Annotated in this window: 13 protein-coding genes; 10 read left to right on the forward strand and 3 right to left on the reverse strand. The window is 32.4% G+C overall.

Annotation, left to right across the window (positions count from 1 at the left end):
• Positions 1–179: 179 nt before the first annotated feature.
• The 3 genes from typA (at position 180) to ABEY15_RS08390 (ending at position 2,796) form a co-directional block, all read left to right on the forward strand.
• Positions 180–2,027: a translational GTPase TypA gene (gene typA / locus ABEY15_RS08380; protein ID WP_429889666.1), complete on the forward strand. Its 1,848-nt coding sequence runs from the start codon at positions 180–182 to the stop codon at positions 2,025–2,027.
• Positions 2,028–2,175: 148 nt separating this feature from the next.
• Positions 2,176–2,493 (forward strand): YlaH-like family protein, encoded by a 318-nt coding sequence (locus tag ABEY15_RS08385; RefSeq protein WP_235832783.1) that lies wholly within the window; start codon positions 2,176–2,178, stop codon positions 2,491–2,493.
• Positions 2,494–2,523: 30 nt separating this feature from the next.
• Positions 2,524–2,796: a hypothetical protein gene (locus tag ABEY15_RS08390; protein WP_429889626.1), complete on the forward strand. Its 273-nt coding sequence runs from the start codon at positions 2,524–2,526 to the stop codon at positions 2,794–2,796.
• Between the two features lie 126 nt (positions 2,797–2,922).
• On the opposite strand, the gene ABEY15_RS08395 is transcribed toward ABEY15_RS08390, so the two are convergent.
• Positions 2,923–3,123 carry a YlaI family protein gene (locus ABEY15_RS08395; protein WP_429889627.1) on the reverse strand — a complete coding sequence of 67 codons (201 nt, stop codon included), beginning with the start codon at positions 3,121–3,123 and terminating at the stop codon, positions 2,923–2,925.
• 153 nt (positions 3,124–3,276) lie between these two features.
• Here ABEY15_RS08395 and ABEY15_RS08400 point away from each other — a divergent pair, with 153 nt between their 5' ends.
• Positions 3,277–3,738: a pyridoxamine 5'-phosphate oxidase family protein gene (locus tag ABEY15_RS08400; protein ID WP_429889628.1), complete on the forward strand. Its 462-nt coding sequence runs from the start codon at positions 3,277–3,279 to the stop codon at positions 3,736–3,738.
• Positions 3,739–3,889: 151 nt separating this feature from the next.
• Positions 3,890–5,218 carry a PhoH family protein gene (locus ABEY15_RS08405; protein WP_056468520.1) on the forward strand — a complete coding sequence of 443 codons (1,329 nt, stop codon included), beginning with the start codon at positions 3,890–3,892 and terminating at the stop codon, positions 5,216–5,218.
• 67 nt (positions 5,219–5,285) lie between these two features.
• Here the strand turns inward: ABEY15_RS08405 and ABEY15_RS08410 are convergent, their stop codons facing one another.
• Entirely contained in the window at positions 5,286–5,774 is a 489-nt protein-coding gene (locus ABEY15_RS08410) for a peptidyl-prolyl cis-trans isomerase (protein WP_429889629.1), read from the reverse strand.
• A 334-nt stretch (positions 5,775–6,108) separates the two neighbouring features.
• Between ABEY15_RS08410 and ABEY15_RS08415 the strand changes: the two genes are divergently transcribed.
• From ABEY15_RS08415 to pyc, 3 genes are all read left to right on the forward strand, one after another.
• A complete protein-coding gene (locus ABEY15_RS08415) occupies positions 6,109–6,399 on the forward strand; it encodes a YlaN family protein (RefSeq protein WP_069035558.1) in 291 nt (96 codons plus the stop codon).
• Between the two features lie 176 nt (positions 6,400–6,575).
• Positions 6,576–7,718, forward strand: a complete 1,143-nt coding sequence (locus ABEY15_RS08420) for an FtsW/RodA/SpoVE family cell cycle protein (RefSeq protein ID WP_429889630.1) — start codon at positions 6,576–6,578, stop codon at positions 7,716–7,718.
• 80 nt (positions 7,719–7,798) lie between these two features.
• Positions 7,799–11,248 carry a pyruvate carboxylase gene (gene pyc, locus ABEY15_RS08425; RefSeq protein ID WP_429889631.1) on the forward strand — a complete coding sequence of 1,150 codons (3,450 nt, stop codon included), beginning with the start codon at positions 7,799–7,801 and terminating at the stop codon, positions 11,246–11,248.
• 117 nt (positions 11,249–11,365) lie between these two features.
• Here the strand turns inward: pyc and ABEY15_RS08430 are convergent, their stop codons facing one another.
• Positions 11,366–12,301, reverse strand: coding sequence for a COX15/CtaA family protein (locus ABEY15_RS08430; protein ID WP_429889632.1), 936 nt, complete (start codon positions 12,299–12,301; stop codon positions 11,366–11,368).
• A gap of 398 nt (positions 12,302–12,699) precedes the next feature.
• Between ABEY15_RS08430 and cyoE the strand changes: the two genes are divergently transcribed.
• Positions 12,700–13,620, forward strand: a complete 921-nt coding sequence (gene cyoE, locus ABEY15_RS08435; protein WP_056468502.1) for a heme o synthase — start codon at positions 12,700–12,702, stop codon at positions 13,618–13,620.
• Positions 13,621–13,715: 95 nt separating this feature from the next.
• A complete protein-coding gene (coxB, locus tag ABEY15_RS08440) occupies positions 13,716–14,756 on the forward strand; it encodes a cytochrome c oxidase subunit II (protein WP_429889633.1) in 1,041 nt (346 codons plus the stop codon).
• The last annotated feature ends 5 nt before the right edge of the window (positions 14,757–14,761 follow it).

A 14,761-nucleotide genomic window follows, 5' to 3' on the forward strand; every position in this document is an offset into this window, starting at 1 on the left:
TTCTTATTTTACTCTTTGTCGAATCGGATGTAAATTTGAAAAAAGTAAATCTTTACTAAATATTTATTAATAATTTATATTTTTGATTAAACATTTTCTTGATATATTTCCGTGTGCATGTGCTATAATGTTTTAGTTAATAATGAAAATAGATGTGTAGACATTTTAGGAGTGAATATATTTTGAAAAAAAGAGAAGATTTACGCAATATAGCAATTATTGCGCACGTTGACCATGGGAAAACAACGTTAGTTGATGAGTTATTAAAACAATCAGGTACATTCCGTTCAAACGAAAACGTTAATGAACGTGCAATGGACTCAAATGATATAGAACGTGAACGTGGAATTACAATTTTAGCTAAAAATACTGCAATCCAATATGAAGGTAAACGTATTAACATCATGGATACTCCTGGACACGCCGATTTTGGTGGAGAAGTAGAACGTATCATGAAAATGGTTGATGGTGTTCTTTTAGTTGTAGATGCATATGAAGGTTGTATGCCACAAACTCGTTTCGTATTGAAAAAAGCTTTAGAACAACATTTAACACCAATCGTAGTAGTAAATAAAATCGACCGTGACTTCGCACGTCCTGATGAAGTAGTTGACGAAGTAATCGATTTATTTATCGAATTAGGTGCAGATGAAGATCAATTAGAATTCCCTGTAGTATTTGCTTCAGCGATTAATGGTACTTCTAGCTTAGAATCTGATCCTGCTAAACAAGAACCAAGTATGAATGCTTTATTCGATACAATTATTGAGCACATTCCATCTCCAATCGATAATAGTGAAGAGCCTTTACAATTCCAAGTAACATTATTAGACTACAATGACTATGTTGGACGTATCGGTATCGGACGTATTTTCCGTGGAACAATGCAAGTTGGTCAATCAGTTGCTTTAATGAAACTTGATGGATCAGTTAAACAATTCCGTATTACAAAAATGTTTGGATTCATTGGATTAAAACGTATTGAAATCCAAGAAGCAAAAGCTGGTGACTTAGTAGCAGTATCAGGTATGGAAGATATCAACGTTGGTGAAACAGTATGTCCTGCTGAACAACAAGAAGCACTTCCAATCTTACGTATTGATGAGCCAACTCTTCAAATGACATTCTTAGTAAATAACTCACCTTTTGCTGGTCGTGAAGGTAAATTTGTAACTTCTCGTAAAATTGAAGAGAGATTATTACAAGAACTTCAAACAGACGTAAGTTTACGTGTAGAAAATACTGATTCTCCTGATGTATGGATCGTTAGTGGACGTGGAGAGCTTCACTTATCAATCCTAATTGAAAACATGCGTCGTGAAGGATATGAGCTTCAAGTTTCAAAACCAGAAGTTATCATTCGTGTGATTGACGGTGTAAGATGTGAGCCAGTTGAGCATGTACAAATCGATGTTCCTGAAGAATATACTGGTTCAATCATGGAATCAATGGGTGCTCGTAAAGGTGAAATGAGAGATATGGTGAATAATGGTAACGGCCAAGTTCGTTTAACATTTATGGTACCAGCTCGTGGATTAATTGGTTATACTACTGAGTTCTTAACTTTAACTCGTGGTTATGGAATCATTAACCATTCATTTGATAGCTACCAACCAGCTATTCAAGGTCAAGTTGGTGGACGTCGTCAAGGTGTATTAGTATCAATGGAAACTGGTAAAGCTTCAACATACGGAATTATGGGTCTAGAAGACCGTGGTGTAATATTCCTTGAGCCAGGAACAGATGTATATGATGGTATGATTGTTGGTGAACACAACCGTGATAATGATTTATCAGTAAACGTTGTTAAAGTTAAACACGCTACTAACATCCGTTCAGCGAATAAAGACCAAACTACAACAATGAAAAAACCGCGTATTATGACGCTTGAAGAATCTTTAGAATACTTAAATGATGATGAGTACTGTGAAGTTACGCCAACATCAATTCGTTTACGTAAAAAGCTTCTTGATAAAAATGAGCGTGAGCGTGCAGCGAAAAAGAAAAAATTCGCTGAACAAGAATAATTAAATTTTAAAATAATTATGATATAATAAAACCGACTAGAAATAGTCGGTTTCATTTTTGTAGACAAAGTACAAAAAATTAATAGTATAGTCGATTAAAAAACCAATAGAAGTATTTAGTTTTATTATTTAATAGGGGGATATGGATTTGGAAAAAGCTCCAAAGGGATTTGAATTTGTCATAACACAGTTAATAAATATAACTCATGATGTTCATCTTTCAATGTGGATATTATATGGTTTAATTGTTGTATTATGTATTGTGGTATATCATTTAGGTTTCGCAAAAAAATTGAGCATCCTTAAAAGTTTAATCATTTATGTTTTACTTATGATTGGATGTAGTTTCCTTACTTTCTTAGCTTTAAGGATACCAATCGTGGAAGCATTACTTGCAAGTGTTTTCGTATTAGGTGTGTATAAGATTCGTTTACATCAATCAAAAAAGAATAATGCTACTACATAATGTAACACTTTTTAGAAAGTTGGTATTTAGATGAAATCTGTTCAGGACGCTTTATATAATTGGTTAACGATAAAAGTTATATATGAAGGTAGACCTTCGGATGAAGCTGCTAAAGAGACGTATGAGATGTTTGATTCGATTTTAAAAGAGGATCATGAAGTATCTAACGTAAAAATAGAAAAAATGGAAGATTTTTATTTAATCACATTTACACAATCAGAAAAAGAGCGTACTACGCGCTTTCCAATTGAAATGATTGATTGCTTTTTAGATCAAGTAAAAGTTAATCCAGAGAAGTATTAAAAACCTAGAAATTAATCTAGGTTTTTCTTTGTTTAAACTTTTATTGGATTTATACATAAAAATATTATCTAAGACTTAATCGTCTTTCCAAAAAAAAGAAGCCCAATTGGCTTCTTTTTTCATAATTTACCACTCGTCATTGTCCTTTACCGGTTTTAAGAAACGGAAATTTCCAGTTGCAATTCTTTGTTCTGTTTTTATTTTAATTCGATCGTAACATTCTGAGCATGTATATGTATGGATAGGACGATTTCTTAATTTTTTTGCAACAGGTGATTCATCGCTAATAGATTCGCTTTTATCACAAATCATGCATTTAACTCTCATGTGAAATTTCTCTCCTTATATATGGAACTTAAGTTAACATAATTATAACAGGTTTTAGAATATATTTTTAGAAAACAGTGGTTTTAGCAGGAAGTTTTCAATAAACTTTGAATTATATTAGTATACTCTTTATTTGAAGGAGATGAAATAGTGATGGCAAACAGTATTGAGAAAACATTATCACCAAGCTTATTAGAAGATTGTAATAAAGAAAAGATTGTTTTTTTAAGTACTTTTAACTCAGAAAAGAATACTCCAGTTACGAATGCAATTTCTTGGCTTGCTGCTTTAGATGATAAGACGATTCGATTTGCAGTAGATCAAAGATCAGCAATTATATCGAATATCGAAGAGGTTGAAAATGTATCATTAAGCTTATTCTCAAATGAAACAGTTTATAGTATCTCAGGAAATGCAAAAATTTTAACGAAGCAAATGCCTGGGATTCCATTAAAATTAGCGTGCATAGAAGTAGAAGTTAATGAAGTAAAAAATATATTGTTTTATGGGTCTAAAATAACAGTCGAACCAGAGTATGCAAAAACTTATGATGAGAGGGCTGCAAAAAAATTAGATGTAGCAGTTTTAAGTGGTATTAGATCCACTGAGCTTTAAACATTAAAAAATATTCTAAAGTAGAGAGAATTTCATATAATATATTAACGGTTCGTCCATTCTTCGACTAGTAACCAAATGTAAGACCAATCAATTTAGAATTAAAACTAATTATTCTAATCTGAGTTATTTTTAGTCAGGAGGTTAAGGATTGAGTAAAATATATGTTCTCGACACCAATGTACTGCTGCAAGACCCACTAGCAATCTTTTCATTTGAAGATAACGAAGTAGTTGTACCAGCTGTTGTATTAGAGGAAGTAGACTCAAAGAAGAGATATATGGATGAAGTTGGTCGTAATGCTAGGTATGTATCCAAACTAATTGATAGCTTTCGAGAACTAGGGAAATTACATGAAAGTATTCCTCTTGAAAACGGTGGTTCATTTAGAATTGAATTAAATCATCGCTCATTTCAACAATTGCAAGAAATCTTTGTTGAAAAAACGAACGATAATCGCATTTTAGCTGTTGCAAAAAACTTATCACTTGAAGAAGAAGCAAAAGAAAGCGGAAAAACAGTAATTTTAGTTAGTAAAGATACGTTAGTTCGTGTAAAAGCGGATGCATTAAATTTATTAGCTGAAGATTATTTAAGTGATCGAGTAGTGGAAGTTGATCATATTTATACCGGTTATCTAGAGTATTACATAAATACAGATTTATTAAACAAGTTTTACGAGAAAACTGAACTTCCTGTTTCAGATATAGCGAACCATCCGTTTTATCCTAATCAATTCATCGTATTAAAGGATGCTCTCGGTGGTAAGAGCTCAGCTCTTGGAGTTGTAGATAAAACGGGTACAAAAATTAAGAAATTTGTTTTCTCGAATGAACATATTTGGGGAATAAGACCAAGAAATGCACAACAGTCCATGGCATTAGAATTACTACTTCGAGACGATATACCATTAGTCACATTGATTGGTAAAGCAGGTACAGGGAAAACTTTATTAGCTTTAGCAGCAGGTTTAATGCAAAGTGAGGACCTGCAAAGCTATAAAAAGTTATTAGTTGCTAGGCCGATAGTTCCAGTTGGAAAGGATCTTGGTTATTTACCAGGTGAAAAGGATGAAAAACTTCGTCCATGGATGCAACCGATTTATGACAATCTAGAATACTTATTCAATACGAAAAAACCAGGTGAACTTGATGCGATATTAGCCGGAATGGGCTCAATTGAAGTAGAAGCTTTAACTTATATAAGAGGTAGAAGTATCCCAGAGCAATTTATTATTATAGACGAAGCACAAAATCTAACTAGGCATGAAGTAAAAACAATTTTAACTCGTGTTGGTGATAAGAGTAAAATTGTATTAATGGGGGATCCAGAACAAATTGATCATCCATATTTAGATGAATACAACAATGGATTAACTTATGTAGTTGAAAAATTTAAAGATCAAAAAATAAGTGGTCATGTAAAACTAATAAAAGGCGAACGTTCATCAATTGCCCAACTTGCAGCGGATATATTGTAATAATTAAATGCTTACAAAAGCAACATCTTACCAAAATTTATCAGTAAGATGTTGCTTTTGTTTTAAACTATAAAATAATTTTCTTGATTGAAGTAATTGGTATTTCTTTATTTGTGCCATCAGCAAAATATAAATGAACTGGCCCATCTTCAAGGATTCTCTTGCCATTGTATGAAAAAGCTAAATAACTTTCATATACAGTTTCAAAAGGTAACTTTATTAAATCACCTTCTGTTTCGATCGTAACTTCTAAATCACGATTTTTCGGATTACTATTATCTATAAAATAAGAAAATGGCATTGCATACGATTCCTTAAGCCATTCTTTCTTTTGAGTAGCGTATAAAGGACTATTATCAACCTTCGCACCTTCAACTATTTCACGATCCCAATGCTTTGAAACACTTTTCGTATATTGCTCAAGCTCATCAACCTTTTTCAAATCACCAGCTAACAAACTATCTAACTTAACCTTTCTTTCATCAAAAATCCAAACAGTTGGATCTATTGTTAACGGAAACTCCACATTACCTGTTAATTGAAAAACATCACTCATATACTAAAACCCCTTCTATGTACTAAGTCTAACTATAGTGTACGACTATTTTAAGTAAAAAGACAAACAATTGAACAAATATAGCGCTTATTTACAATTAAGTTTTTTTATGTTTTCAGCTTTTTTATAGTGATTAAATGAGCGTTTTTTTTTTGTAGAAATTAGATTACAATATAAATCTACATCCTAACATAAGAAAATTCTAATAAATAAACTGTTGCAAAAATATAATTTTCTAAAATACATATTTGCAAAACTTTTGATTTAAGTTGATTTTTCCTAAAAAGAACTATAATATTAAATAGATAGCTTGTACGGAAGCGGAGGGAGAAAATTGAGGTCTGATGCTGTAACAGATTACAAAGATAAAGCATTTGAATTATTAAAAAAAGATGCTGAAAAAATATTAAAATTAATAAATGTGCAACTGGATCATTTAACGATGCCACAATGCCCTCTATATGAAGAGGTTTTAGATACTCAAATGTTTGGATTATCAAGGGAGATTGATTTTGCTTCTCGTTTAGGTTTAATTGAAGCAGAACAAGGTAGAGAACTTCTTTCTGAACTTGAGCGTCAACTATCTGCTCTACATGAAGCGTTTACAGATCAAAAGAATAAATAATTATTAGCAACAAAAGCTCAAACAATAAATGTTTGAGCTTTTTTTTGTGAATTTTTTTAATTGTTATAAGCAATAAATCTATTAATCTATGTTACAATATTTTTATTTAAAAAGGGAATTTAGCAAAATAGTTGAATACATAAAGTATAATTAATCAAAGCAGGGATGATTAAGTAATGTTAAAAAAATATTTGAAAAATATTGATTATATGATTTTTGTTCCATTATTAGTGTTATGTTTATTTGGTTTAATTATGGTGTATAGTGCAAGCTCACCATTGCCATCCATTCGTTATCAAAGTGAACATTGGCCAAGTGACTATTTCTTTCATAAGCAATTAGTTGCCTTTGAAGTAGGGATGTTTGCATTTGTTTTTTTAATGTTTTTACCTGCAACTTTCTTTAGAAAAAGAATTGCCATGTTATTAAATATAGGTGTAAGTCTAGGATTACTTGTTGCAGTTCTACTGTTTGGTGAAGTTAGAAATAATGCAAAAAGCTGGGTATTTGGAATTCAACCAGCTGAGTTAATCAAATTAGGATCAATCATTCTTTTAGCAGGATGGTACTCCAAAAGACAAAAGCGAATTACAAAGAACTGGAAAATGCTATTTGCTCCATGGAGCATAATAGCTATTTATATTATCCTATTGAGATTACAACCGGATACAGGTACGGCTTTATTAATAATCGGTACTTGTGCTGTGGTTTCGTTTTGTAGTGGTTTTATTGTTAAGAGATTAATTCTCCTATTCGTCGGTGGGATTGGATTACTATATCCGTTAATTAGTATTTGTATCAGTTTAGGGATCGGGTTAACAGATGTACAAGTTAATCGATTTTTAGCTTTCCGAAATCCTTTTGACTATGCGCAAGGAATCGGATTTCAAATCGTGAATTCACTAATCGCATTTGCAAATGGTGGGCTTACAGGAGTTGGATTAGGAAAAAGTATTCAAAAACTAGGTTACTTACCTGAGCCTCATACCGACTTTATTCTAGCTATAATCGGTGAAGAAACAGGTTTAATAGGAGTAATTGTAGTTATTTTATGTATATTCATAATTGTTTGGCGTGGATTATTAATAGCTCATCAATCAAAGGATTCCTTTGATTCATTATTAGCTACAGGGATAAGTGCAATCATCGTCATTCAATCATTTGTAAATATTGGAGGAGTTACTTCGTTAATTCCACTTACTGGTGTTCCGTTACCTTTTGTTAGTTATGGAGGAACTTCGTTAATCGTTATGCTTTCGATGGTTGGTATTTTAATGAATATTTCAATACGTAATAAGATTCATAAAGAAACTTTATAAAATCTTCAAAAATGCATTTTGAAAAAAGTTTATTCTTAATTTATTGATAATTATCTTTCATAAATACAGGAGGCTTACAAATGACTTACACGAAACAGATTAAAAAAGTTCTAGTTGCTAACCGAGGTGAAATTGCAATTCGAGTATTTCGAGCTTGCACTGAGTTAGGAATTAGAACAGTTGGTATTTATTCTAAAGAAGATGAAGGGTCATATCACCGTTATAAAGCTGACGAAGCATATATAGTTGGAAAAGGTAAAAAGCCAATTGATGCTTATCTAGATATTGAAGGTATTATTGAAATTGCAAAGAAAAACAATGTAGATGCAATCCATCCAGGATATGGATTCTTATCAGAAAATATTAAATTTGCTCAAAGATGTGAAGAAGAGGGCATTATTTTTATCGGACCATATTCAAGACACTTAGATATTTTTGGAGATAAAATTAAAGCAAAACAACAAGCTCTTCAAGCTAATTTGCCAATCATTCCAGGAAGCAATGGTCCAGTAAACTCATTGGATGATGTAAAGGAATTTGGTGAAACTTATGGATTCCCGATTATTATTAAAGCTGCTCTAGGTGGTGGCGGTCGTGGAATGAGGATTGTCCGTACGAATGCAGGAGTAAAAGATGCATACGAGCGTGCTAAGTCTGAAGCAAAAGCTGCTTTTGGTAATGATGAAGTTTATGTTGAGAAATTTATTGAAAATCCTAAGCATATAGAAGTCCAAATATTAGGGGATAACCAAGGGAATATCATCCATTTGTTTGAACGCGATTGTTCAATTCAAAGAAGACATCAAAAATTAGTTGAAGTTGCTCCATGTACTTCGATTAGTGAAGATTTAAGAAATAGAATTTGTGATGCAGCTGTTCAATTGATGAAAGAAGTAGAATATGTAAACGCTGGTACAGTTGAATTTTTAGTTTCTGGTAATGAGTTTTATTTTATTGAGGTTAACCCACGCGTACAAGTTGAACATACAATTACTGAAATGATTACAGGAATTGATATTGTTCAAACACAGATTTTAATTGCACAAGGTAATAGTTTACATAGTGCTAAAGTAGGGATTCCATTACAAGATGAGATTCCAAGAATTGGTTTTGCGATTCAAGCACGTGTTACTACTGAGGACCCACTTAATAACTTTATGCCTGATACAGGAAAAATTATGGCGTATCGTTCAGGTGGAGGTTTTGGTGTAAGGTTAGACACAGGTAACAGCTTCCAAGGTGCTGTTATTACACCTTACTATGATTCATTATTAGTAAAAGTAACGACACATGCATTAACATTCGAAGGTGCAATTGCGAAGTTAAATCGAAATTTAAAAGAATTCCGTATCCGTGGGATTAAAACAAATATTCCATTTTTAGAAAATGTTACGACACACCCAGATTTCTTGTCTGGTGAGTATAATACTTCATTTGTAGATTCATCTCCGGAATTATTTGTTTTTGCAAAAAGAAGAGACCGTGGAACAAAATTATTAAATTACATCGGCAATGTAACAGTGAATGGATTTCCAGGTATATCGGTTAAAGAAAAACCCGCTTATGATGATATTATCATTCCAAATGTAAATCATATTAAAAGTGCTGAAAGTGGAACTAAACAATTACTAGATAAATTAGGTGCTGAAGAATTTTCGAAGTGGTTAAAAAATCAGCCGAATGTTTTATTTACAGACACAACGTTTAGAGATGCTCACCAATCACTGCTTGCAACGAGAATTCGTTCAAAAGACCTAATTACCGTAGCAGAACAAACGTCAAAATTATTACCTAACTTATTCTCTATGGAAATGTGGGGCGGAGCGACTTTCGATGTAGCGTACCGTTTCTTAAATGAAGATCCATGGGAAAGATTATTAAATTTAAGAGATAAAGTACCAAATGTATTATTCCAAATGCTTTTACGTGGATCAAATGCAGTTGGATATAAAAATTACCCTGATAATCTTGTTAAAAAGTTTATTGAAGCATCAGCTCAAGCCGGAATCGATGTATTTAGAATATTTGATAGTCTAAATTGGATTAAAGGGATGGAAGTCGCAATAGATGCTGTAAGAGATAGTGGAAAGCTTGCTGAGGCATCGATTTGTTACACAGGAGATATATTAGACCCAACTAGAACAAAATATAATCTAGCGTATTTTAAAGAGCTTGCAAAGGATTTAGAATCAGCTGGTGCACATATTTTAGCTATTAAAGACATGGCAGGTTTACTAAAGCCTCAGGCTGCTTATACGTTAATTAGTGAATTGAAGGATACCGTAGACCTACCAATCCACTTACATACTCATGATACGAGTGGAAATGGGTTATACACTTATGTAAAAGCAATAGAAGCTGGCGTAGATGTTGTAGACATCGCAATTGGAAGTATGTCTGGATTAACTTCTCAACCAAGTGCAAATAGTTTATATTATGCTCTAAAAGGTTCAAATAACGAGACAAATTTAAATATAAACGGCTTAGAGCAGTTATCAACATACTGGGAAGGCGTTCGTAAGTATTATAGTAGTTTTGAAAGTGGTATGGTTTCACCACATACAGAGGTTTATCAACATGAAATGCCTGGTGGTCAGTATTCTAACTTAAAACAACAAGCTAAAGGTGTTGGTTTAGGAGACCGATTTGAAGAAGTTAAGGATATGTATGGTAGGGTAAATCAACTATTTGGAGATGTCGTTAAAGTAACACCATCTTCTAAGGTTGTTGGAGATATGGCTTTGTTTATGGTTCAAAATAATTTAGACGAAGACTCTGTATATGAAAAAGGAGAAAATATCGATTTCCCTGATTCAGTGATCGAGTTTTTTGAAGGTAAATTAGGACAACCTCATGGTGGATTTCCAAAGAGTTTACAACGTATCATCTTAAAAGGCAGACAGCCATTAACTGAAAGAGCTGGTGAGTCATTAAAACCAATCGATTTTAAAGATGTTGAGGAGTATTTATTCAAGACGTTAAATCGCCAGGTTACTAATTTTGATATATTAGCTTATTGCCTATATCCTAAAGTATTTATGGACTATCAAAAAAATGTAGAAAGCTATGGAGACTTATCTGTACTTGATACACCTTCTTTCTTCCATGGAATGAAACTGGATGAAGAAATTAAAGTAGATATTGAACGTGGTAAAACACTGATTGTTAAACTTGTTTCGATTGGTCAAGCTCAACCTGACGGAACAAGAGTTATATACTTTGAATTAAATGGTCAGCCTCGAGAAATAGTGGTTAAAGATTACTCAATCAAATCTACTGTCGTTCAAAAAAGAAAAGGGGACACTAGTAATCCAAATCATATTAACGCAACAATGCCAGGTACTGTTTTAAATGTACTTGTTAAAAAGGGCGATGTAGTTGAAAAAGGTCAAACTTTAGCAATTACAGAAGCGATGAAAATGGAAACAACTGTCCAATCTCCATTTACTGGTGTAATAAGAGACATTCTGATTACATCAGGAGAGAGTATTTCTACAGGTGATCTACTAATAGAACTAGATCAAAGATAAAAAGTACAATGTATAGCGAAGTTAGAGAAGCCGCAGTAAAAGGGCAACTCTTCTTCGCTTCAATATTAAATGTAAAAAAGGTATTTCTTCTACAATTAAGTGGAAGAAATACCTTTTTTAAGAGATATTTTTATTTTGAAGTAGCTCAGAATTTGAGCTTTTACTTCTTGTACAAACTAAACTTTGGAAACTAAATATTGCAAACAAGCACGAGATTAAAATAGCATGTGTTAATGCAACATAAATATTTAGGTTTGTAATAACTATAACCGCTCCGCAAATTACTTGAAGAGTAACAAGAATTAAAGATACAAACCATCCAAAATAAATGCCACGTTCATTACGATAGTATTTATAAGCATGTACAAAAGCAATAATTACCCAGACGAATAAAAGAAATGCAGCGAATCGATGCCCCATTTGAATCCATTCATGAACTTGTGTAGGAATACCATTGTTTGCTTTACTGCATAGTGGCCAGCTAGGACAAGCTAAGCTAGCATTTTCGTGACGAACTAGAGCACCCGTATAAACTACTAAGTATGAATAAATCCATAAACCGTAAGTATGAAATTTCATTCTTTTTCCGACATAAAAAGAATTTTTTTGATAATTGCGATCACGCTCAAAAATTAATAATGTTAACATGACTACAGCAGCAAAACAAATTAGAGAAATACCAAAATGAATTGCTTTTACAGCTGGGATTTGACCCCAAACAACTGCGGCTGCTCCAATTAATGCTTGAGCAATTAGAAAAATACAAGAAATGATTGCTAAAAACTTTGTTTCTCTTTTATGAGGAATGACGATCCAAGCAAGCACTGCTAATAATAAAACAAATATCCCAGCAAGGCCTGATGCTGCACGGTGAGATAATTCAATGACAGTTTGAATAGTTAGATGATCAGGAATGATTTGACCTTTACAAAGCGGCCAAGATCTTCCACAACCGAGTCCAGAATTAGTCTTTGTTACGAGTGCACCACCCAATAAAACAATTAAAAGAATGAATGAGGTAATTAACGATACCCCTTTTAAAACACGTAGCAAGTATACCCACCCACTTTTATAAAATAATAATAATTTTAAAATTTAATTATTAAAAAAATTATTCTGTAAATAATACTTCTATATCATATAAGATTACGACATAAAATTCAAAGGTAACCTTCATATTTAGACATAATATTTGTTTTTTCTTAACTTTGGATGTATTCATTTTTAAAATATAGAAATAATTAATTTTATAATTAAATAGTATTTAGTATTGAAAAGATAGCCTGTTTACGTTAAAATTTTTTTGAAACGTACACAATTTGTTCATATATTTATCACAAAAATTTCATTGAATTTAGTTTAATAGAAGTATGTCTAAATTAAAAACTCATTATGAACCATTAAAAAATGGGTATGAAAAATGAAGTTTTGAGAAAAAGAGGAGGATTGACTTGGAACAATTAGCTAATAATGTTTCTAATAACGAAGAAACTAATCATCCTTCTAGTTCACTAAAGAAAGATTTACTTTCTTTAATGAAAATAGGGATCGTAAACTCTAATATACTGACAACTTTTACAGGTATCTGGTTAGCAATCCAAATAAATGGATTAGATATATTAGATTATTTACCAAAAGCAATTATTACTGTAATTGGTTCATCACTTATTATTGCGGGATCATGTGTAATCAATAACTATATTGATCGTGATATTGATCCATATATGGAGAGAACTAAAAACAGACCAACTGTAACCGGTAATATTAAACCAAGCGTTACAATTTCGATTGGTATTCTTTTATTAATTGTGGGCTTTACATTTATGGCTTTCACAACCTTAATGGCTGTTGTATATGCATTTATTGGTGCATTTACATATATCGTACTATACACTCTTTGGACGAAACGTAATTACACGTTAAACACAGTAGTAGGTAGTATATCTGGTGCAGCACCCCCATTAATTGGATGGGCAGCAATCGATGCGAATTTGCATCCAATTGCTTGGATGCTGTTTTTAATCATGTTTATATGGCAACCACCTCATTTCCTAGCACTTGCGATGAGACGTTCTGAAGAATACAAAAGAGCGGGAATTCCAATGCTACCAGTGGTTTACGGATTTGAAATGACGAAACGTCAAGTGATGATTTGGGTATTATGTTTATTACCACTGCCATTTTACATGCAAGCTCTAGGTTTACCATTTATTATTTTTGCAACAATATTGAATATTGGATGGGTTATTTTAGGATTATATTGTTATAAACAAAAGGATGATCAAAAGTTCTCTAAACTGATGTTTATATACTCCATTAACTATTTAACTCTTCTATTTATGTCAATGATTGTGTTTACAATTTCGTTTTAATTAGGGGTATTACGGGGGATTTTTTTATTGTTTGTTTAATCTTATTTTTAAATAAGAATGAAACACTTTAAATTGAAAGAGGGGGAAGTATACTTATGAAACATTGGCGATTAGTCTCGCTAATTTCCTTGATAGCAGTTATTTTGAGTGCATGTGGACATGCAAATCAATCTACACTGAATCCTCAAGGTGAAGTAGCAAAAATGCAATACGATCTTATGAAGCTAAGTACGTTGATCATGGTATTCGTTGTTGCTGTAGTAACAGTTCTTTTCCTTTACGTAATCGTGAAATATCGTCACCGTAAAGGTCAAGAGAATATTATTCCAAAGCAAGTTGAAGGTAATCATTTCTTAGAGCTTCTTTGGACAATTATTCCTGTTATCTTACTTATTATTTTAGCAGTACCAACAGTATCACAAACGTTTAAGCTTTCAGATGAGAAGCAAATATCAAAAGATGAGAAGAAAAAAGATGCAATTGTTATTAATGTAAATGCTCATCTTTTCTGGTGGGAATTTGAGTATCCAAAACAAAAATTCATTACTTCTCAAGACATGTATATCCCAGTAGGTAAAAAAGTTATCTTAAACCTAAAAGGGCAAGATATTAAACACTCATTCTGGGTACCATCATTAGCAGGTAAAATTGATACAAACGTTGAAGGCGAAAACAAAATGTGGCTTTCAGCGGATAAAGAAGGTACATATAATGGATTCTGTGCAGAGTTTTGTGGTCCTTCACATTCATTAATGCAATTTAAAGTTAAAGTTGTAAGTCAAGCCGATTACGATAAGTGGTTAGCTGATATGAAGAATCAGAAAGGTCAAGCTGTTACAGCAGATGCACAAGAAGGTGAAAAAATCTTCAAACAAAGCTGTATTGGTTGTCATGCTGCAGATGCAAATGATACAAGACCACCTGCTGCACGACTTGCTCCAAACTTAGCTAACTTCGGTGATCGTGATATGGTTGCTGGTATAGCTAAAAATAATGAAGCAAACATCAAAAAATGGTTAACAAATCCGGAAGCTATGAAGCCAGGAAACCTTATGTCAGGTAAATATGGTGACTTATCAGCTGATCAGATTGATGCATTAACTGCATACTTAACTAGCTTAAAAATTGCAAAATAAATTAA

It is taken from the genome of Gottfriedia acidiceleris, from assembly GCF_050457485.1.
In the GTDB taxonomy this organism is placed as follows: Bacteria; Bacillota; Bacilli; order Bacillales; family Bacillaceae_G; genus Gottfriedia; species Gottfriedia acidiceleris_D.